The sequence below is a fragment of the Candidatus Bathyarchaeota archaeon genome (genome assembly GCA_026014745.1).
Lineage (GTDB): Archaea > Thermoproteota > Bathyarchaeia > Bathyarchaeales > Bathycorpusculaceae > Bathycorpusculum.
The window spans coordinates 562,186-582,401 of the sequence record JAOZHS010000001.1 but is presented as its reverse complement, the minus strand read 5'-3'; the positions used below and the strand labels follow the sequence as shown (position 1 = coordinate 582,401).

24 protein-coding genes are annotated in these 20,216 nt (G+C 46.6%); 5 read left to right on the top strand and 19 right to left on the bottom strand.

Going from position 1 to position 20,216, the window contains the following annotated elements; all coding sequences use genetic code 11:
• Nucleotides 1-2: 2 nt before the first annotated feature.
• From fni to NWE92_03120, 14 genes are all read right to left on the bottom strand, one after another.
• Nucleotides 3-1,103: a type 2 isopentenyl-diphosphate Delta-isomerase gene (gene fni, locus NWE92_03185; GenBank protein ID MCW4028635.1), complete on the bottom strand. Its 1,101-nt coding sequence runs from the start codon at nt 1,101-1,103 to the stop codon at nt 3-5.
• Between the two features lie 7 nt (nt 1,104-1,110).
• Nucleotides 1,111-1,911 carry an isopentenyl phosphate kinase gene (locus tag NWE92_03180; protein MCW4028634.1) on the bottom strand — a complete coding sequence of 267 codons (801 nt, stop codon included), beginning with the start codon at nt 1,909-1,911 and terminating at the stop codon, nt 1,111-1,113.
• 311 nt (nt 1,912-2,222) lie between these two features.
• Nucleotides 2,223-2,609: a DUF126 domain-containing protein gene (locus tag NWE92_03175; protein MCW4028633.1), complete on the bottom strand. Its 387-nt coding sequence runs from the start codon at nt 2,607-2,609 to the stop codon at nt 2,223-2,225.
• Nucleotides 2,597-3,796: an aconitase X catalytic domain-containing protein gene (locus NWE92_03170; protein MCW4028632.1), complete on the bottom strand. Its 1,200-nt coding sequence runs from the start codon at nt 3,794-3,796 to the stop codon at nt 2,597-2,599. The genes NWE92_03175 and NWE92_03170 overlap by 13 nt, the downstream gene beginning before the upstream one ends.
• A gap of 10 nt (nt 3,797-3,806) precedes the next feature.
• Nucleotides 3,807-5,114 (bottom strand): UbiD family decarboxylase, encoded by a 1,308-nt coding sequence (locus tag NWE92_03165; protein MCW4028631.1) that lies wholly within the window; start codon nt 5,112-5,114, stop codon nt 3,807-3,809.
• 108 nt (nt 5,115-5,222) lie between these two features.
• Complete coding sequence (locus NWE92_03160) at nt 5,223-6,233, bottom strand: hypothetical protein (GenBank protein ID MCW4028630.1); 1,011 nt, start codon at nt 6,231-6,233, stop codon at nt 5,223-5,225.
• Nucleotides 6,234-6,457: 224 nt separating this feature from the next.
• Nucleotides 6,458-7,399, bottom strand: coding sequence for a mevalonate kinase (gene mvk / locus NWE92_03155; GenBank protein MCW4028629.1), 942 nt, complete (start codon nt 7,397-7,399; stop codon nt 6,458-6,460).
• Between the two features lie 53 nt (nt 7,400-7,452).
• On the bottom strand, nt 7,453-8,130 hold the full coding sequence (locus tag NWE92_03150) for a hypothetical protein (GenBank protein ID MCW4028628.1): 678 nt from the start codon (nt 8,128-8,130) through the stop codon (nt 7,453-7,455).
• A gap of 327 nt (nt 8,131-8,457) precedes the next feature.
• Nucleotides 8,458-8,862: a DUF5658 family protein gene (locus NWE92_03145; protein MCW4028627.1), complete on the bottom strand. Its 405-nt coding sequence runs from the start codon at nt 8,860-8,862 to the stop codon at nt 8,458-8,460.
• Nucleotides 8,863-8,992: 130 nt separating this feature from the next.
• Nucleotides 8,993-9,364, bottom strand: coding sequence for a roadblock/LC7 domain-containing protein (locus tag NWE92_03140; protein MCW4028626.1), 372 nt, complete (start codon nt 9,362-9,364; stop codon nt 8,993-8,995).
• 5 nt (nt 9,365-9,369) lie between these two features.
• Nucleotides 9,370-10,155 carry a hypothetical protein gene (locus NWE92_03135; GenBank protein ID MCW4028625.1) on the bottom strand — a complete coding sequence of 262 codons (786 nt, stop codon included), beginning with the start codon at nt 10,153-10,155 and terminating at the stop codon, nt 9,370-9,372.
• A gap of 9 nt (nt 10,156-10,164) precedes the next feature.
• Entirely contained in the window at nt 10,165-10,593 is a 429-nt protein-coding gene (locus tag NWE92_03130; GenBank protein MCW4028624.1) for a hypothetical protein, read from the bottom strand.
• 93 nt (nt 10,594-10,686) lie between these two features.
• Nucleotides 10,687-11,160 (bottom strand): hypothetical protein, encoded by a 474-nt coding sequence (locus tag NWE92_03125; GenBank protein ID MCW4028623.1) that lies wholly within the window; start codon nt 11,158-11,160, stop codon nt 10,687-10,689.
• 142 nt (nt 11,161-11,302) lie between these two features.
• Nucleotides 11,303-11,626, bottom strand: a complete 324-nt coding sequence (locus tag NWE92_03120; GenBank protein MCW4028622.1) for a hypothetical protein — start codon at nt 11,624-11,626, stop codon at nt 11,303-11,305.
• A 329-nt stretch (nt 11,627-11,955) separates the two neighbouring features.
• On the opposite strand from NWE92_03120, the gene NWE92_03115 reads away from it, so the two are divergent.
• Both NWE92_03115 and cgi121 read left to right on the top strand, forming a co-directional pair.
• Nucleotides 11,956-12,546 (top strand): phosphoribosyltransferase, encoded by a 591-nt coding sequence (locus NWE92_03115; protein ID MCW4028621.1) that lies wholly within the window; start codon nt 11,956-11,958, stop codon nt 12,544-12,546.
• Nucleotides 12,547-12,555: 9 nt separating this feature from the next.
• Entirely contained in the window at nt 12,556-13,119 is a 564-nt protein-coding gene (gene cgi121, locus NWE92_03110) for a KEOPS complex subunit Cgi121 (GenBank protein MCW4028620.1), read from the top strand.
• On the opposite strand, the gene NWE92_03105 is transcribed toward cgi121, so the two are convergent.
• Both NWE92_03105 and NWE92_03100 read right to left on the bottom strand, forming a co-directional pair.
• On the bottom strand, nt 13,116-13,643 hold the full coding sequence (locus tag NWE92_03105; GenBank protein MCW4028619.1) for a THUMP domain-containing protein: 528 nt from the start codon (nt 13,641-13,643) through the stop codon (nt 13,116-13,118). The genes cgi121 and NWE92_03105 overlap by 4 nt on opposite strands.
• A gap of 128 nt (nt 13,644-13,771) precedes the next feature.
• Nucleotides 13,772-14,920 carry a hypothetical protein gene (locus tag NWE92_03100; protein MCW4028618.1) on the bottom strand — a complete coding sequence of 383 codons (1,149 nt, stop codon included), beginning with the start codon at nt 14,918-14,920 and terminating at the stop codon, nt 13,772-13,774.
• A 567-nt stretch (nt 14,921-15,487) separates the two neighbouring features.
• On the opposite strand from NWE92_03100, the gene NWE92_03095 reads away from it, so the two are divergent.
• Entirely contained in the window at nt 15,488-15,697 is a 210-nt protein-coding gene (locus tag NWE92_03095) for a hypothetical protein (protein MCW4028617.1), read from the top strand.
• 72 nt (nt 15,698-15,769) lie between these two features.
• Nucleotides 15,770-16,588, top strand: a complete 819-nt coding sequence (locus tag NWE92_03090) for a hypothetical protein (GenBank protein MCW4028616.1) — start codon at nt 15,770-15,772, stop codon at nt 16,586-16,588.
• 34 nt (nt 16,589-16,622) lie between these two features.
• On the opposite strand, the gene NWE92_03085 is transcribed toward NWE92_03090, so the two are convergent.
• The 3 genes from NWE92_03085 to NWE92_03075 form a co-directional block, all read right to left on the bottom strand.
• Nucleotides 16,623-18,452: a ribosome biogenesis/translation initiation ATPase RLI gene (locus tag NWE92_03085; protein ID MCW4028615.1), complete on the bottom strand. Its 1,830-nt coding sequence runs from the start codon at nt 18,450-18,452 to the stop codon at nt 16,623-16,625.
• A gap of 80 nt (nt 18,453-18,532) precedes the next feature.
• The gene (locus tag NWE92_03080) at nt 18,533-18,952 is read right to left on the bottom strand and encodes a hypothetical protein (GenBank protein ID MCW4028614.1); all 420 of its coding nucleotides are present in this window, start codon (nt 18,950-18,952) and stop codon (nt 18,533-18,535) included.
• Nucleotides 18,953-18,970: 18 nt separating this feature from the next.
• Nucleotides 18,971-19,177 carry a hypothetical protein gene (locus tag NWE92_03075; GenBank protein ID MCW4028613.1) on the bottom strand — a complete coding sequence of 69 codons (207 nt, stop codon included), beginning with the start codon at nt 19,175-19,177 and terminating at the stop codon, nt 18,971-18,973.
• 445 nt (nt 19,178-19,622) lie between these two features.
• Between NWE92_03075 and NWE92_03070 the strand changes: the two genes are divergently transcribed.
• On the top strand, nt 19,623-20,183 hold the full coding sequence (locus NWE92_03070) for a hypothetical protein (protein ID MCW4028612.1): 561 nt from the start codon (nt 19,623-19,625) through the stop codon (nt 20,181-20,183).
• Nucleotides 20,184-20,216: the final 33 nt, after the last annotated feature.

Sequence of the window (20,216 nt, the reverse complement as noted above, 5' to 3'; positions counted from 1 at the left end):
GTTTATTGTACTCCTCGTTTGGCGTATGCCTGTAAATCAAAGCCTCGGGCGGTAAGCCACTCGGCAGTTTTACCCATAACCACAAGCGGCGTCTGGGCTAAATCAGCGATTTTTTTAGCTCCAACCAAAAACATAACGTTACGAAGTTCCTCAACCAGACAACTGAGCTTCTGTTGCGTTTCTGGAGCACCTTTAACGGCTGTCTCCAAAATAGGTTGACTAAGCGCCGCCAAACTCGCGTCAAGCGAGAGGGCTTTGGCGATGTCCGTGCCACTTCGGATTCCTCCTGAGGCAATCAGGGGCAGCTTAACGGTTTGCGCTGTCTCAATCAGGCTTACCACGGTGGGTATGCCCCAGTCCCAGAAGGCTTCACCCTGATAGTTGAGACCAACGTCTTTTTTGGTTGAACGGTAGTATTCGACGGCTGCAAAACTCGTGCCGCCAACGCCCCCAACATCTATGGCTTTTACACCTGAGGCTTCAAGGGCTTTAGCGTCTTCAGCGCCGATGCCTGCACCAGTCTCCTTTACGATTACTGGAACGTCAAGAGCACCAGCGACTTCAGCGATTTTTGCGAGAACACCTTTAAAGTTAGTTTGCCCCTCAGGCTGAATCGCCTCTTGGAGCGCGTTAAGATGAATAGCAACGGCGTCGGCATCAATCATTTCCACAACTTTTTTGACTTCTTTTACGCCGTAGCCGTGGACAAGTTGTACGCCGCCGACGTTCGCGATTAAAAATGCATGGGGCGCTTTGTCGCGTGCGATGCGGTAAGTTTTTTCAAGGCTTCTGTTTTCGATGGCGGCTCTTTGGCTTCCAAGACCCATGCCCAAACCGAGGTTTTCAACCGCTTCGGCAATTGAGGCGTTTATTTGGGTGGCTGCCTCGGCGCCGCCAGTCATTGCGCCTACAATAAGGGGCGCAGAGAATTTTTTGCCCAAAAAAGTAGTAGATAAATCAATTTGGGCTTTGTCCGTTTCAGGCAAGGCGCGGTGGACGAACTGGAGGTCTTCAAACCCTGCAGTTACGGTTTTAGCTTGCGCTTTCTCCTCTAAGCAGATTCGTATATGGTCGAGTTTGCGTTTGCCCGTTTCCTGCGCCATTTTATGTCTACTTCTCTATTTCAGTGCCTAACACGCTTTGGTCTGTTAAGGCTCTGAAGATAGATAACCTTTTTGTGGCTCCAGTTACGGTTACATGGACACCTGCTTCGATGGCGGGAATTAATTCAGCCATTTTACCTGCCATACCACCTGTAACGTCGGTACCTTGGGCTTTACCAAGTTTAGGCTGGAGCTCTTTGAGTTCTTTGAGGTTGAGTTTTTTGATGGGTTTAGCGTCAGCGTTAGTTTTGGGGTCACTGTCAAACAGACCATCGGTGTCTACGCCGATTACGATTTTTTGAGCTTTGTATTTGAGTGCAAGGTAAGCAACCAGTTGGTCGCCGGAGAGCACGGTGAATCCGCGTTTGCTGTCAAAGACAGCGTCGCCATAGAATACAGGTGTGTAAGCCAACTTAGCCAATGCTTTAAGCACAGTGTCGTCGAAGAATTTGATTTTGCAATCTTCTGTAACAAAACAGCTGGATGGTGCGATGCTAACGGCGGGGATTTCGTGCCAAATAAGCGAGTCCATCACTAACCCGTTTAGGACCGTCATCATGTGGTGGGTTTCAGCGAACCCGAATTTTTGTGTGGGGTCCTCTTTGTAGCCGTCTTGTATGGCGTATTTAGCGGCTGTGGGGTGACCAAAGCTGCCTCCGCCATGGACAACGATTAGGTTGTCGAGGTCCGCCCGCTTAATCTCTTCGGAGAGTTGATTGATGATTTCGGTTCGGGGGGTTGCCTCTTGGGTTTTGTCAGTGATGGCGGAACCGCCGAGTTTGAGTATGATTGGGTTTGCATCGTTCATCGTGAATCTTACCTGACTAACTCTAATTATATTCGGGTAATTTAACGTTGCAGTTCATAGCCTGCCTCGATGAGTAACTTGGGGCAGCAGCTATCTTAATCAGGGATGCGTCTGTTTACGAATTCACATAATTTTAGCAAGCCTCTACATCTAAGGCCCACCCCACTTGTATAAGTAGCAAAAAACAGCCAGCAGCAATATCAGCATAATTCAAACAGACACGTCATGCCCATTCTGCTATGGAATAACCAGTTAAAGCGGTTAAGTAAAAATTCTTGACTAAAGAAAAAGGAAAGCTCTCAAAAAAAGAGCTAAGCTATGGTTATGGTGCCGTCTTCGACTGCGACTTTGTTGCCTGTTTTGATTTTGCTGACATCCACCTTGTCTACGAAGGGGATTTCGCTGATGATGGCTCCGACTGCGACGATGGTTTCGGTTTCTTTGTTAATCATGGCTGCGGGTGCCATGCCGTTCTTTTTGAGGCGATAAAGCGTGTAGGAGCCGACGGTGCTGCCTTTGCCCTGCGGGAACACCAGCACTTTGCCTTTGATGCTTATGCCCTGCAACTCGTGACCCTTTTCAAGCACGATGCCTGTGTTGGGGTCCACGCCGCCATAGAAACTGATTGGCATTGAGGTGACGAGGGCTTCGCCTTCGGCTTTGCCTTTGTAAATTATTCGTCCTTTTAGTTGTTCCATTTTCCACTCACCGCTGCATCAACACATTCTTTCATGCTACCCATCTTCGTCTTCATCAAATTCTGCCTGCTATAGAAGCATCCTTTCGCCGACGTCGTCGCCAACGCTTTGAATCGTCCTTTGAGAGGCGCGACTGCCATGCAGGTGTCGCAGGCAAATTTGCCGCCCGCCGCCTCGATTATTGCGGTGTAGCCGCGTTTATCTGAGAGTTGTTTGGCTGTGCGTGAGGTTGCGACCCAGAGTTCGGTGCCTTCCTTGACTTTTTTGCCCTTAATCAAATCCGCGATTTCTTGGATTTCTTTAATTGAGCAGTGGGGGCATCCGACGCAGACAAAGTCGATTTCGTCTACGTTGTCGTTGATGTTGTCGTAGGCTGCTTTGAGGTCTGCCGCCGTGACGGTTACGGTCTCTTTTGGTTGTGTTTGAGCTTCCACGCCAGGGGTTATGCCTTTCATGTAGAATAGCGGTTTTGCCCCGTAGGTTACCAGTGATGCGCCGAAGCTTTTGAGGTCGTCAAGGCTGGCTGATTTTACGCCTGTAATGCAGGGAATCTTATTTTCAGCTTTTTTACCGATGGCGTAGCCTAATGCGCCCCAGTCGCTGAGTTTACCCAGTTCCGCCTCCACTTGAACATGTACGTCGGGGACGCGATTCTCGTCGAGGTGCAGGCCATAGTTGGGGGTTTTGCCCACAAACGCCGCCGCCAACGCGCTGGGTCCGCCTTCACGGTTCGTGCGTGCACCCAACACTGAATTCGCAAACGTCACCGCACTACTCTCCGACCATGCAAGGTGTTCGCCATATAGAGGGAGGTTACCGATGAGGTAGGGCGTGCAGGTGCATGAGATGAGGATGCCCATGCGTTCGAAAGCGTCTATGACTTGGTTTTGTTTCTCTGCGAAGTCGGGGCTGATGCCGAGTTGCTGCCAGTTCTCAAGGTCCATGCCTGCGGGGTTAAGCGTAGTGAGGACTTTTACTTTGCCGTCGGCCGCCAACGTGTTTAAGAATTCCAGACCAGCATCGCCAAGATTATGGTAAGATACGCCTGCGACTTGGACGCTACCCACGTCGATGAGGCTTTTGGCGCCAAAAATCTCGCCCAGCGCCACGAGGATTTCCATGCTTTTACGGACTGCGTAGCCTTCTTTGCCGTCGAGCATGGCTTGTTCTTGCTTAGTTAACTCCATAGAGATTCCCTTAGAGGTATTTGGTTAGGTCTACTTTTATGTAGTCTTGTTTTTTAAAGCCCTTGCCTGTAGTGGCGGCAGGTGCGGTGGCGTCTACACCTGCTTTGGCGGTGGTGGCTTTCTTGCCCTCACTTAAATCGCCAGAGGGATCCAAAGAGGAGCCAGGCTGCTTAGAAAGCACCGTTAGATTCTTGTCAGCTTGGAAACGCGTCGCAATCGCCCATTCTACATCGTTGGGGTCATAGATGTTGATGTCCTCATCCACGACAACACAGTGCTTGAGTGAGCCGTGACCTTTGAATGTGGCGGCTATGGCTTTCTGCGCATCATCAGGGTTCTGTTTGTGAATCTGCACGACCGCATGAAGCCAGCTGCATCCGCCGGGGGTTATGTAGACGTCGCGGCAGTCGCAGACTTTGCTGACTTCTTTGTAGATGGTGGGTTCTTTGGGCATGCCCATGAGGAACTTGTGCTCATTTTTGCCCGCAAGGATAGTTTGGTAAATTGGGTTTTTGCGGTGGGTGATGCATTTGATTTCAATCACTGGTTGCTGGCGGGTTCGGTCGACGATGCCTGTTAAGTCAAGGAAAGGACCCTCCGTGACTTTTTCTTTGGTGATTCTGCCTTCCAGCACGAATTCGCAGTCAGCAGGCACCTCAAGATCCACGGTTTTGCATTTGACAAGGTCAGTTTTTTCCAGCGCGTTTGCCATACTTAACTCGTCAACGCCCGGAGCAAGCGAAGTCGCTGCTGCCAAAAGTGTGGCGGTGTTGTTGCCGATGCAAATCGCGATGTCAAGTTCGCCTCCCGCTTTGGTGAGGGCGTTGTCGGTGCCGCGATGTTCTACGATGCGGGCGACGAAGTGGTTTTTGTCTTTGAGCATGAGGCGGTGGAAGCAAATGTTGCGTCCAAGTTCGGGGTCTTTGATGATGGATACGGCTGAGGCGATGTATTTGCCGCCGTCTTTCTCGGTGTAGTGCATGATTGGGAGTTTGGTGAGGTCTACGTCGGTTTCGACGACTTCTTGGCATGGTGCCGATTTAACCATGGCTGGCGCTTGGGGGTTTTCGATGGCGCTGAGCAGTTTGGGCAGGAGTTGCTCTTTGGTTATGCCCATGCTGCGACAAATCAAATCCTTACTCGAAACCAATCCAGCTACAACTGGGAATTCTGATTCCTTCACTTTTTGGAAGTAAACGGGTTTTTCGGCTAACGCCGCGATGATGCCTGCCATCTCATACTCAACCGAGACAGACTTGGTGATGGTGGTTAATTCGCCGCTTTTTTGGAGTTCACAAATGAAGCTTCTTAGAGTCAAACTGTTCGCCTCAAAGGGAAAGTACAAACATTGGGCGTTTATAGCTTTTGGAAAACAACCAAGGTAACCCTAAACTTCAATGACCCCAACCGTTTAAAAAAGGAAAAATTATGCACTCGCTCTTTGCCGTTTCCTTAAGGCAATGAATAGAGCGGCACCGAAAGCAGAAACCAAAAGCAGTATTGCCACCAAAATTATCAAAAACCAGTCGAAATTACTAAACAAAATATCCGTAGAGACACCCATGTTTCCTGCAGTATCATTAGCGTACAGGGTTACTTTGTGCAGTCCACCTTGCAGATTAGTTAGGGTGGAATTTCCAGTTATGGTGACATTAGCGGCTCCATCCAAACAATAACCTATCCAAGAGATTGAATCATCTACCACAAAATGCAACGCACCCTCAGTAACGTTTTGGACATTAACCGTAACGGAACAATCAGAAAAGACAGGCCCCTGCGTATCAACCGCAAAATTTACGCTTCGGATAGCCGAGTTACCTGTTGCGTCAGCGGCAGTGACTTTTAAACTGTGCCCACCCTCGGAAAGCCCCGACAACGTAGTGTTCGCTAAGAAATCTACGGGCGCCTCTCCATCGAGACTATATGTTAAAGAGACTTCGTTGTTCGCAGTCACCGTTAATGGAACCATGTCGGTATTATACGTCCTGTTAAGCGGCGAATTCAAGGATAAGTGCACGTTTGCGGCTACGGTAAAGTTAAGGTCCTCAAAGGTTTTTTGATAACCATAGCCCGGCGTCCACCATGTCCAGGTTGCAAGTACTCTGAGATGATGAGGACCGTCCTGCAGGTTGGTCAGGGTGGCGTTTACGGTTGCCATATGACTAAAGTCCCCCAAGACTGGAGGCGGATTGCGGGTGTACACCGTGACCTCAGGCTGACCATCAAGCTGGTAGGCAACCCCAACTATAGCGGCACTACCGTCAGATGCATAAATGTTGAGCGCCACCGAGTTTGTTGTGTAGGTTCTGCTTTGCGGCGACTGTATCTGAATATGCGAATCACTTTGGGCTTGAGCTACAGAGACTATTTGCGTTAGGGAAATCACTGAAACAATTAGGATTAAAACGAGCACTACAACAATAAATAACCTCTTCACACTACCCAAACCCTTTCAAGCCACGATTTACCTGAATTTGTATCAATTAAAAGATTTTTCGTCAAGAATATTTGACCACTCAAGTCAAGGTTTGTTGACTATGATGAAAGCAAATACATCATGCGTTATTGCTTTTGGAAAATCGCCACCAGCACTCAACCTAAAGACAGCTTGTTGCACAATAAAAAAGCAAAAAATAGCAGAAGGGCAAAAGCCCAATCTGTTTAGTAAGTTACGACGCCTATTCTGGTCATCAGGTACTCGAAGCCTAACCCTTTGAAGGCGCCGACGATTTTTCCTGAGACTTCTTTGCCGCCGCTCAATGCAACCATGCAGCCGCCGCCTCCGCCGCCAGTGAGTTTTGCGCCGAAAGCACCCTGTTTGCGTGCAACGTCAACGAGGAGGTCGAGTTCTTTGCTGGATACACCGATTTCTTGCAGGACGCGGTGATTTTCGTTCATGAGTTCGCCGACTTTTTTAAGGTCACCAGCTTCCAATGCCTTGCGGCCTGCTATGGCGATGTTTTCTGCCTGCTTAAAGAGCGGGTCATATTTGGCTGGGTTGGCTTTTTTGCGCTCCGCAACGCCTTCCACCATGGCTTTAGTGTTAGCGACTTTGCCGGTGCTGCCAATGACAATTTCGACGGGACGTTTAATGTGGATTTTCTCAACCAAGTCAGGTCCACCAGCAGGGTTTTTCTTGAACCACATCAAGCCGCCATAGGTTGCTGCGGTGTTGTCGATGCCGCTGGGGTTGCCTGCGTAGGCTTTTTCGCCCTCGTATGCAATGGCGTTGATTTTCTCGTTTGATAATCCAAGGTTGAGTTCTTCGTTGATGGCGCGTGCGATGGCAACGCTAGATGCTGCCGAGGCGCCGAGTCCGCTAAAGCCAGGAAGGGAACCGCCGATCCAGATGTCGAGGGGAGTTTTCGGATCCAGATTCATGGCTTTGAGCATGCGTTCGATGGATTCGAGTTGCTGAAGGCGTTTTTCTTCGCTATAGCCTTTGGCGGTTTTGCGCTCATCTTTAACGTTTATGCCTTTGGCTATTTTTTTTACTTCTGCATCTGTGGAGGAATCAATTGCTGATACGACTCCGGGCACTCCGTGAACCACGAAGTGTTCGCCGAATAGGATAACTTTTCCGTAACCTGAACCTTTACCCAAGTGTGTTACACCTTAACTGGATGCTATTACGCTATAGAGATAAAAACGTTCGTTTAGGTTTTAGGCACGTTTAGTTTTAAATTCAATGCAATCAACGGCTTGGGGAGGGAATTTTTTGATTTTGCAAGGATCACAAGGTTTGATGCCGCTAAAATCAGCATAAAACCAATCCATGTGCCTATTATCTGTATTTCCGCAGTCAGAGAGTTGAATGCACCAAGGCTTGCAAGGTTGTATAGTCCTGCACCCAGGTTTCTTGCGCCCAGTACCGCTATCATGACGGTTATGGCGACTACACCGTAGAAGGACTCCTTAGACTGCGCCCTAAACAGCAAATAGTAAACCAGAAACGTAATCGGAACATAATATGCCAAGCCGCCAAAAGCAGCGTAAGGCCAACCTAATATGTTGAGTTCGATACCTGAGTGATTCATATTCACTACAAAAACTGTTGAGACCAAATCTAAAAACCACCCAGCAAACCCCAACCCCTGCAGGGACAACAAAACATTTTTTGCCCGCTTTATGCCCGCTGTGTCATCCTGTTTTTTCTGGCGGAAACATTTCAGCATCAAAGCGCAATTCACGGTGAAAGGCACAAAGAGAAGAAGGAAACTGGTTAAGCTAACCCACCACTCAGCGTAGAGGGGCAACCAAACTACAGTAACAACTAAACAAATGGAACTAGCTACAACTGTAAAGCCTTGCGCGACGGTTCTGGCGTGACCCACCTTCGGTGCCCAGCAGTTTAACTCCAGCTTGACGGTTTAGCATGTTGCCGTAATTTTTTGTATGTACACAGAGTAGGTTACGTGTTGGTTCTTGTGAGAAAAAAATCAGTCTATGCATGCTTCCACACGCACATGGCGGTGGCTTTAACATAGAATTATGTTGGGCGTGTGGTAGAATTCGGTTTTGCCACACTCAAACAGGCGCAGAAACGCAAAGCAAACCCAAAAAACAATTGCAGCCTATTGCTGTCTTGTGATGTGCCGTAAACCGCCCAGCCCACACAAAGAGACAAAAACAAAAAATGAACTACTGATAATTTGGGGGAGCTAAAGGGCGGCTGCGATAACAACAACGTTGTTGAGAATAACAATCAAAAGGAAAATGACAATGCCGATAAAAGCGGCACGCAAAAGCAAATCGGCAAATCGAAAAGAACGGCATTCTTTATTGGTTGCTCTTAGAAGCGTTTCTTGCGCGGTCAAAAAGAGTAAGCCCACAAGAAGAGTCACACCCAATTTCACAGCTACAAAAACCACTATGTTAGTATTAATTAAGCCTACAAGCAGGGGATTTAGTTCAGCAGTTTGGAAAAACAGGATGCCTATAACTGTTGTTAAACAATCTAAAGACCCCATGAGAATCAAAAGTAGGCTTGAAACATACTTTGCCTCGAACAACCAAAAAACCTGCTCCCAAAGAAAACAAGATTTCCCTCCAACAGCAGAATACAAGGGAAATTATAATCAGTTGGGCAATGCAGCTACTTTAGAAAGAAACCTTGCACTAATAAAATAGTGAAATTCTGTTTTTTATATCTTAACTAGGCTGATAACTACCCAGATAAGCAAGGGAAACGCATGCTTACAGCATAACCCGCTTTAGAATCCACGCATGCGAAGCATCTTTCTCCATAAAAACGCTGACTTTGTTTTCACCCACAGCCAAGCATAGTAATTTTGCTGTTTTTCCCTCAACTATGAGGCTCTCAGGTTGACCTAAGTCAAACAACTGGGAAACTTCTAAACTGGCATCATGCATCTGAGCGGACAAAATAGCATATTGACAAACCGTGTCTTTTCCGGGCAAATCCACGATTGCTGAAGTGTCACTTCTTAGAATGTAACCCAAGACACCTTTGAGTTTACGAATTTGAGTTAAACTAGCAGCAAGGTTAGCAAAAATTGAATTTTCATGCGTTAACTCGGTTTGATTTACGGTAATAACTTCAGTCATGTCTGTCATTCCTCCAAAACAGGTCTAACCATAACTAGCTCACCCTTGCGGATTTGGAGACTGTTGAGAATTTTTTCTGGAATTTGAATGATGCCCTTAGCGCTAAATTCCTTTTGAGGTTTAATCTTACAGGTGACTGTTTTGCCTTCAAGCGTTTCAATAGTTACGTGTGTTATAGATTTTCCCCACAAAAGTTGATTCCACTCTGTTATAGTATCGCTATTTACGCGAACGGTGTCTGGTGCAACAAGCAGCCCACCGAGTTTTTCTACCAAAAACTGGCTAACAGGCGAACGCACAACAACAGGTTCACTGAACTCGGGTTCAGGTTCAAGGTCTGATTCTGTTGTTGAAATGTCTGGTTCAGCATCGTTTGAGGGAAACGGTATAGTTTCCTGAATTTGGTCATGACCCAAGGAGACTGTGTCGGTTTGAGGCTTAGCGTCAATTAACTGTATGATAGAGGGAAGCAAAACAGTTGTCAAAGATCTTACAATTTTTTCATTTGCATCTCGTTTGGTTGTGATAACGATATGCTTGTTGTTTATTGTAGAAAGATTAAGTCTGTTGGCCGCTCCCTGAAGAGTAAAGCGTTCTATGCCGCCTAAAGGTTGAGTTTGCTCGGTTAAGTTTTTAATTTGTTCAACAAGTTTCTCGCATTGCTTGGAGCTAATGTTTTCGCTACATAGAGTGGATGTGTTATCAAAAATGATGGTGCGGGTTATTTCGGGGCTGAGAGTTTTGAATTCAGCGATTATTGTTTGAAGCACTTGGTAATGGGGAGATTTCACGTTTGTGGCCTACGAGATTTTGAAAAGGATACGTTCAGGGATGCCTTCGTCTTCCACAACCAGATATTTGAGACCTTCCGTGTCGCCGAGTTGATCTAACCACTTGAGAGCTTCACGGACTTTTTGGAGAACAAGAAGACGTTCCTGATGACTGCGGACAACGGCTTCTATGGCGGTTAATTCGTGAAAAGCATTAGCGTCAAGCACGATGTTGAGTGTGCCAACTGTTATTTCACTTGGAGCATCATTATTGGTTGTCTTTTTGCCGGCGAGTTTAAGGACGACTTCGCGGACTTTTTTGGATTTCTCGGCCAGCATGCGAATATCGTCGAGACGACGTAGGTATTCACCTAGGACACTTTTGGTTTCGGCTAATTCCTTTTCTAGCGACTCAGCTATGGCTTGGGCGCTGTTGTATTCTCGGATTTGGACGACCATGACTTTGTTCTCCCATCAAATTATTTGTAAATAAACAAGAAAGAAAATGAGGTGACCCTCGCCACCTACACAGATTGATAGTTTTTTCACTGATTAAGCGGGGCTTTGTTGACTGAATACGATGTTGTTGCCTTTTGCAGTTGTGATCTTGATATCGTAGTTGGTGTTGCGAACTAGGGTTAGACTGTCTATTGCAATATCGGTAACTTCACCTTTAACTAGTACACCGTTAGGATCAGTTGCTGTGCCATCGACTGATGTTGCGTAACCGCTCGAGAGAACGGAAGTTCCGTTTACGTAGATTTTGCTGATTGCAATGTCTGCTCCGCCACTATTTTTGACGCTGACAGTAAGAACGTTAGCGCCTGTTGAGAAGTCGAATGCAACGTTTGTCACTTGGGCTTGTTCGGAGTTACCCATTAGGTTGAAGGCGGTTCCGCTTAGCCATGCTGCAACGACTACGCTGACTGCTACTGTAACTGCGATGAGTATGATTGAGGCGACTACTGGGCTGAGGGCTTTTGAGTTGTTCTTTATTTTATTTAGTTTTTTTGTGTATGTGTTCAATGCTTATACACTCCTGAGTTACATTATGTACCCTCGAAGCACAAATTTAAGTCTTATTACACACGACTCAATATATTAGATATGTTAAACAGAAATACAAAAAGGAAGAAAAACAAAAAAACAGTTAGACAAAGCCCGATTCCTAAGCATCCAACTCATCGAAAAATTCGAGAAGTAATTTTGCTACTTTTTCCCCAAGCTCGGTCTTTAGATAGTATTTCTTTAGAGGGTCAATGCGTTCGCTTTTTGCGAGGCCGAGAGATTCTATCTCTATCATTCTAGCTCTAAAAGTGCCATCGCTTAATGTCAAGTTGTTATCCCGCATGAAATCTTTGGCGTCTTTCCATTTGCCCTTGCCAACATGAAGCAGTAGCAGACAGTCGATAGCGTGGTCTTTTTCAAGCATTGCCTTAAGAGCAGAGAGCCTCGGGTCAGTCAGCACGCGCTTAATCTTCTCTTCATCCACATTTTTCACCATTTTTTGGTCTCCTTTCATTTTACTTAACAGTAAATACGTCTGCCCTTTTAAACTATATTACGAATTGCGAAACATATCTCCAGACGCCTTCACCGTACGCACATACCCGTATACTGACTTCCTTTATAAAAGTTACAACCAATCTTGATATCTGTTACTAAAAAGCAACTAAAATCACACTAAAAAATAGAATTTAATACACACCCCACAAAAACAACCTTTCACGCTAAGCGGCAGGTGTGTGCTTTGGAGTACTGTAGGGTTTTTATCAAAAGGCTTAACAACCCCACAAAGCAGTACCTAAAACGGGGTTCGTCATGTCCACAGACGTGTCATTTGAGGTTCCCACCTGGAACCAAATATACGATATGCTCTTCTCTCAAGCTCAGAAAATCCAAAACGCAAACTACACGCCCGACGTGGCAGTTGCAATCATCCGCGGCGGCTTAATCCCCGCTCGGATTCTCTGCGACCTGCTTGACATATCCACCATTGCCACGTTGCAAGTGCAATTCTATGTAGATATCGCCCAAACTGGACTTGAACCAGTCCTTGTGCAGCCTCTTTCTGCGCCAGTCAGGGGTAAGCGTGTGCTGCTGGTGGACGACATAGCCGACACGGGCCAGAGCCTGCGTCTTGCCCTAAAACATTTGCAAGCTCAAGGCGCAAAGGAGATAAGAACCGCTGCCCTCTACACCAAACCTAAAAGCATCGTTTGCCCCGACTTTTCTGAGAAGCAGACCAGCCGCTGGGTCGTGTTCCCCTGGGATACCAAAGAGACGCTTCAAAAACTCGCCCAAACTTACCCCGGCAAACGTGCCCTTAATGCCGAAGTCGCAAAACTCGTAAAAGCAGGCTTACCTAAACCCTTAACCGAAAAACTCCTCCCAACCCTCCAAGAAAAGTAGGCACCAAAAATGCAGCATCAACTAACTGAGTTCCACAAAATCCTTGAAATCACAGGCTACCAAAACGTCACATTCGAAAAGGCAGATGCATTTCTTAAAGCAAACCGCAAACACCCCCAAACCGCAGAGGTGCAGTTTTTTGACGCAGACCTCATCGCCACGTGGGAGCATCTCTATTTTGCTGTCCTCAACGCCCTGTCCGCGTTTAAGGGCAAATACAACATCTCCAAAAGCGCCGTCATGGAAACCATGCTCTATGCGTCGGCTCAGCGGCAGATTCAGAAGGCTATTTTGCGGTGCGGCATAAAACCCCAAACCACACGGCTCGCAGTCGTCATTTTGGGCGCCGAATCAGCGGAGATTGGAGCCTTGCTGCAGGCGGTCTCGGGGGCTTTGGGCAGTGAACCTGACGAGAGCGTCTTAGAATTGACGGCGGCTAAGGTAGAGAAAATATGCCAAACCTACAGCCTCACCCCAACAGAAATCCAAACCGCAACCAAAAACGGCGACACAAACCGCGCCATAATCGATTTAGTCATAGAGCAAGCGGCAGTATTAGCCACACAGCTTTAGAGCATTTTTTCTTTAACAACCGCCAAAATCTCAGTTGGCTTAAGCACCGAAACCCCCGTCAACGCACCTAAGACTTCTACCTGCAAAACCCAATCAGGATTCTTGAGGTCCACACGGCTTTTTATGTCCCCAACTGCAGCTTCGATAATTTCGGTGGAATGCAACGTGGTGAAGCGTTTCTCGACGGTTACTCGAAAAGATTGCCCCTCGCCGATGCGGTCAGCTAACTCTGCTGCGGCAGCTTTGATTGCTTCTAATTCGGTGGGCACCACCCGTTCGAGGGGGACTATGCGTAGGGCATAGCGGAACTCGTATGGGCGTTCTGCGAGGATTGTGTGGAATTTTTCGAGGACTTCGCGGGGGTTTTGGCTGGTTTTGGCTACGATTAAGCCGCGGATTTTGGTTTTGCTGGCTTGCGCTTCTTGGTCGCCTAGTTGGTCTTTGAGGAGGTAGAGGATTTCGTTGACCATGGCGCGTTCGTTGCCCCGCTGAGTGGTGGCTAAAAGGTTGAGGTCGTTTAACATGTGAGTTCCTTCAGAGGGAATGAATGGCGGGTGCGTATTTTTGTTTTTCCTTGCATTAAACGTTGAAGCAAAGGTGCTTCTGTTTTAACTGTTTTTTTGTGACCTCAATGAGGCGTACCCTCCACGTACTAGAGCGGTTTTTTGCGTTTCCTGTAGAATATTATTGTGGCAGTTGTTGCTGTTAGAAAAGCGATTATTCCAATTGGCAACGCAAGATCAAAGAGATTAACTGCGGAACCCGTATTCTGTGGAGAGCCGCTTGTCTGGCTCGGGGTAGCTGCTGATTGATCTGTGGGTTCTATAGTTTGGTCGTCTGAGGGTTCGGGGGGCATGCCTCCGCCGGCTGATGTTTCAATAAGGGAAAGCTCACCGGTATCAGCCCATAAATAAAGATGCATTGCAGTAACAAGGCCGGGGTAGACATCTTTGAGTGCCACCAGAAGCTCCCAACGAGGATACAACTCATTGCCATGGCGAGGCTGCATAGACAACTTAGCAGTAATCCATTCGGGATTATCCGTAACTGTCAAGTCCCTAACAGTTTTGTTTCCAAACTGATAAGAATACGCCGCAATATGCCCTTTCGCGAGGTTTATGGCTTCTTCTTCAGAAACCGATACTTCAGCGCTGCCCAAAACACAGTTTTGCCAGTAATCCGTAAATTGCCGTAGTTCACCGTTTTGAAGCATTAAAGTTACCCTCGTAAAGCGATTATGAATTCCGTTTGGAGCATACATCCATTGAAAAGTAACAAAATCCTCCCCCACTGGGCTAGGCTCTATAATCAACACAACATCTCTGTCGGTTATTGTCTGGTTTTTTATCTCTGTTACTTTGTCAAGCATTTCTACTAACGGCTGAATATATGTGCCTTCTGCGAAGTTTTGATACCGACTCATAAACTCTTTTGCAATATCGAGCCTGTTAGTTGTTGATGATAATACGGCCAAGGGTACCTTTGCGACGCCCATGTTACAATAGAACTTTGTTGTATCTCTGAAAAAGAATTTAGCTTTGTGTTGGCTGTCGTCATTACCCTTTAAAATATATGTGGCATCCTCGTCGTAAGAAATGCTAGTGGCAATCGCAGAGTTGTCGTTGTAATATTTTAGTTCAACGGAATATTTGGACATATCAAGTAGAACTACATCCTCTAGAAAAGTCACCGCTCTTTCTTTATTTGTAGTAACTGCAGATGACCCAGGTGTTGCTTGCAATATTAGCGAAGTTAACAGAAGCAAAAAAAAGGTCCATACAAATATTTTCTTTAAAGCCATTTTTTCACCCTATTTCTTAGAAAAACAAGAGTTTTCAAACACCAACTAAACGATTAAACATTAAGCGCATTTATGCTTTTAGACCAAACATTTTTACATTCAGCAAAAAAGAAAAAACCCGTTACAAAGCCAATAACAGACAGGTAAAGGAATTTTTCTAAACTACTGACGCTACGATAGCTTGTTTAACAGTAGATCATTTTTTTGGTTTTGTCTCTTTGTGTGGGTGCGGCGGTTTACAGTACACCACAAGATTGCAACGGGAGCGGGTTGCTTTTGGCGGTTACAACAATTTTCAGCGTCTGTTGGGGTGTGGGATAACTGGATTTTACCACACGCTCAACATAGAAGCATGTTAAAAACGCCGCCATGTGCATGTGGAAGCATGTATAGACCGATTTTTTTCCCACAAGAAGAGTTTTACGGGTTCTTTCAACAGCGCAATCCTGTTTTTCACGGAATACCGACCTACCCCTCTTAGGTTTCTGCAATGAGTTTCTAATAGCATCCAAATAGGCGACAAGTAGGTTTGTTAAAGGCAAAAGAAAGCAGTTGGGTCAGTGTTGATTGACGATTTCTCACAGCGAAAGCTCGAAGCCGTCGCCTCACATCATCCCCAGCCTAAAATGGAGTTGGAAGAATTTATCTATTGACACAAAAAGAAAAGCAGGTCACTGCCAACACACCACGCCCACTTGGGCATCTTTCTCGACTGCCCCATTCTGTCGATACCCCGCCTCAGAGCATCTGGTTAAATACGCTAATCACACCTTTTGACCCCTATCTCCGCTTCTCCGTCGTAGATGACTACAAGTAAATTATATATCCCAATAAGTCGGTAAGTTTTGCATGGACGCACGGGATAAATATCTCCTATTGTTCTTCGTTGCAATCTTAGCAGTGTCAAGCCTACTAATAGTTAAATCAACTTATGCCCAATCAACATCAGCACAAATTCCAGCTTCACCAGAATTTTCCTTAGCATTCTACCCTAAATCAGAAAATATAACCCATACAGATTCATTTACGGGGACTAAGACATACGAAATAATTGATAGAAGTACAATAGAAGTAAAAATAAATAACCAACCTTTTGAAGAAAATATAAACGGCATAAATTATTATCTATTTTATTCAATTTATGTAACAGGTCATTTTGACCCTTCAAACCAAAATGATTGGCGCTACGAGTATAGTTTCCCTGAAAATAATACAGATATACCTTCTTCTCAACAGGGCCTCCGAGCAACTCAATCCGAATACACGATAGTATCGATTGGGGGTGACTATCCATCAAACGCTCAGATTGATGTTAGGGTAGGTGCAATGTTGATGCATGATGGTCAATTCAGAGTTTATGACTACATTGGAGATATGAAGGGACGTTTAGTATCAGGGGTTGTTCAAGGAGAAATAAGTGGTAATGTACAAACTTTCACCATACCTAAACACCTAACGGATTCCGATTCTAACTCAGCAACTACTTCACCTACACAACCAAATCCTACATCACAAATCACTTCAACTCCAGAATCTACGTGGCCATCTGAATCTATCTTAAACGATTTGATTTCGATGCCTTTGGTAAACTTTATTGCATTAATAGCGGTCTTCGTGTTAGTTATAGCAGTGTTGTTATTTTTACTCGTTCGTAAAAGAACTCAATAAAGATGAGTGAAAAATTACTAAGCCCTAAAGCAGGTTACTTTTTCTTTTTGTTGCCCTTTTCCTCTTCTTCATCTTTGTCTTTGGCGATTTTGGTGTAGTAGTATTCGCCTATGCTTTTTTGGAACTTGTCCATTTGGCTGTCTTCTTTGTTGACGCGTGGTCGGAATGTGGTGGAGTCTCTTCGGAAGGTTATGTCCATTTCTTTGAGGAAGGTGTTCATGCCCTGCCGCAGCGTGGTAGGCGGATGAGCCAAACCAGATTCTCCGGGAGCGCCGTTGAAGACCATCAATCGGTCGGCAATGAAGTCCTGTGTGACCACGTCGTGTTCAACCACAAAGGCGGGGATGCCATGGGCTTCTACTACTCGGCGTAGCGTTTTTGCCATGTTTAGGCGTTCATCCACGTCGAGATATGCGCTGGGTTCGTCAAGCAAAAACATGTCAGCTTTGCGGCTTAGACAGGCGGCTATGGCGACTTTTTGGAGTTCTCCACCGCTAAGTTCCATAACGTTTCGGTCCATGAGCGCCTGCAGACGCAGTGGGTTGGCGATTTCGGTTTTGTACCAGCTGGAGGTAAAGTTGTCTTTAGCGACATTCATGAGGAGTTCCTGTACGGTGCCCTCATAGTCGGGTGCGATGTATTGGGGTTTGTAGCTGACGGCTAATTTGCCGAGTTGACGCTTATCATCAGTCTCTTCGAGGCCCGCAAGGATTTTGACGAAGGTGGTTTTGCCGATGCCGTTGGGACCCAATATACCGACGATTTCGCCGCTACGGATATCGCCGGGTTCGATGGTTAGTTTGAAGCCTGCAAAGGTTTTCTCCATCTTGCTCCATTGAAGCAGAGGAGCGCCAACAGCAAGACCTGCAGTGGCGGGAGGCTTCTCATGGAATACGATGGCTTCTTTGCGGAACTTGATGTTTTCGTCGGGGATGTAGCCTTGGAGATAAATGTTGATGCCAGTTCGCACGCCATGCACATGGCTAACAACACCGTAAACGCCGGGTTCACCATAGAAGACGCAGATTTGGTCACTAAGGTAATCGATGATGGCTAAGTCGTGCTCCGCGACGATTATGGTTTTCTGCTGCTCCTTGAGGTTACGAATTGCACGTGCAACCACCAGCCGCTGTTTAACGTCAAGATAGCTGGAGGGTTCGTCAAAGAGATACACGTCAGCATCGCGATTCAACGCCGCTGCCACCGCGACACGCTGCAACTCGCCGCCAGAGAGCACTTCGAGGGGGCGGTCCCAGATTTTTTTAAGCTCCAACTCCTCCGCGATGGCGTCAAGCTGATTGCGTTCATCGACTTTTTCGAGGAGGTCGCCGGCTTTGCCTTGGACGGCTTTGGGGATTTTGTCAACGTATTGGGGTTTGCTGCTCACTTTGAGCTGCTTTTGGCTCAGCTTAACAAAGTAATCCTGCAGACTTGAACCCCGATAGTACTGGATGATTTCACTCCATTCGGGAGGTTCATCGAATTTGCCGAGGTTAGGTTTTATTTCGCCACTAAAGACTTTTAGCGTGGTGCTTTTGCCGATGCCGTTTTGTCCCAACAACCCCAAGACGGTTCCGGGGGCAGGCATGGGTAGGCGGAAGAGCTTGAAGCTGTTAGCGCTGAAACGGTGGCTACAGTCCTTGTCAAGTTCATCGGGCAAATTGACGATGCTTATGGCTTTGAAGGGGCATTTTTTGACGCAAATCCCGCATCCGCTACACAGCGTTTCGGATATGATGGCGCTGTTGCCTTCAACGCGGATAGCTTCCACTCGACTGCGAACCATGGGGCAGAAGTTTACGCAGAGCTGGTTACATTTTTTTACTTTGCATTTGTCAGAGTCCAATACGGCGAGTCGCGTCATAACTAAACGTCCAAGTATGAATTGAAAAGGTGAGTTATAAATTTAAAACCAAAAAACACAGGATTAACCGTGTTTAACATTTAGAGTCCAAGTTCAAGGAGTTTTCGTGGACTGTTAATCTCGATGGCTTTGGTTCCAGTAGCCGCACTTGAAAATTTTGGGTTAGCCTCCGACCCCAACGTAACCACAACGGTATCCTTGTAGGTCAACGTCACCGTGATGCCTGCATCAGCTAATTCTTCCGCTACGTCCTTAACGGAGTCTAGGCTGCTACGTGCAGTTTTAAGTTGCCCGACAGCGCCCTTTATACTGTTAACTAAACCTTTACCCTCACCCTCGCCTTTGGCGGCGGATAGAGCATCTTTTACGAATTCCTTATCGAGGGCTTTTATGTCGATTTTTTTGTCAGCAACCAAAATTTCGAGGGCTTCAACGTTACCTGCTGAAACTGTCACCTTGCCCGACTTTAGCATCTCGGCTAGAAAAGATGCGAGGGGCATTACGTTTGCCTCTGCCGCTTATTGTTTGACGTCTTTGGAGTAAACTATGTCTAAAACGATGGCGCCGTTGAGTTTAGCTTTAAACATACCCATGTCAAGGGTTAAGTCTTCGAAGCTTAGTTTTATGTCGGATTCTTTGCCTGCAAGTTTGTCGATGACGGCTAGCATGGTTTCAGCCATTCCGTGGGCTGCTGATTCTAGAGGTTTCTCAATTTTTTCAACCATAAAACATACCACACAGTAATAGTCGGGTTAAAACCTAAAAAGCTATTGTTTATCAACCAACCACACAGGTTAGGGTGTGTTAATCAAACAAACAGTTTTTTGCCCAAGAAAAACCATCAACCCAAAACACAAGAAATTTAAAAGAAAGAAATTTTGTTGCTAAAGGGCTAGTTTACCATTCTTCTTCTTCCCATTCTTCATCTTCGCCTTCTTCCCATTCATCATCTTCCTCGAATATCACTGCTCAGTTCACCTCCACATAAACACGTATATGCTAACCTACCCGCGGAGAGGTTTAAGTATTTAGATTCGTCAAATGTCGTTAAAACCAAACCAGCCCCTTGGCAAAAACGCCGCTGATGCAAAGATTTTTCTACAAACCCAAACGCACCCAAGACAACCCTTATACCCTCAACCCAACAGAGATACCGCTGGAAGGAACACCATGAGAAAGCTATTCAAAATAATCCTCGCCATAATAGCAGCAATAGTCATCATATTTGCAGCGTTTGCCGCAGTAATTTTGCTCGACCTCGCCGCCTACACCGCGACAGGCGCCCAAACCCTAACCCCCACAGGAGCCTCCATAGGAAACGCGATAGTCATGTATGACCCCGGATTATCCGCAGACACCAAAACCGTCGCCGACCAAATCGCCGCTAAACTCCAAAACGAAGGCTACACCGTCATCTTGGCAGGCATAAAAAGTGCCGCAGCCGCTAACACTACGGGCTACGATATCATCGTAGTTGGTGGACCCGTCTATGCAGGCGCCCTAAGCGCATCCGTAAAGGACGAATTAGGTGCCATGTCGATTAGCCAAGGAGCCGCGGTGGGTGTTTTTGGAAGCGGACAAGGCACCACCTCAACCGAAGACGTCGCCATGCTTGAGCAGTCTCTGCCTGCACGCCAAGACAACGCCCTCCAAGATGCGGTGGTTGTTAAAATCGGCAACACTGAAGACATAGAGGCACGCGCTCAAAGCCTCGTCGACCAACTAATATAGTTGCGGTAACCTAGCCAACCGTTGGGGCCCCCG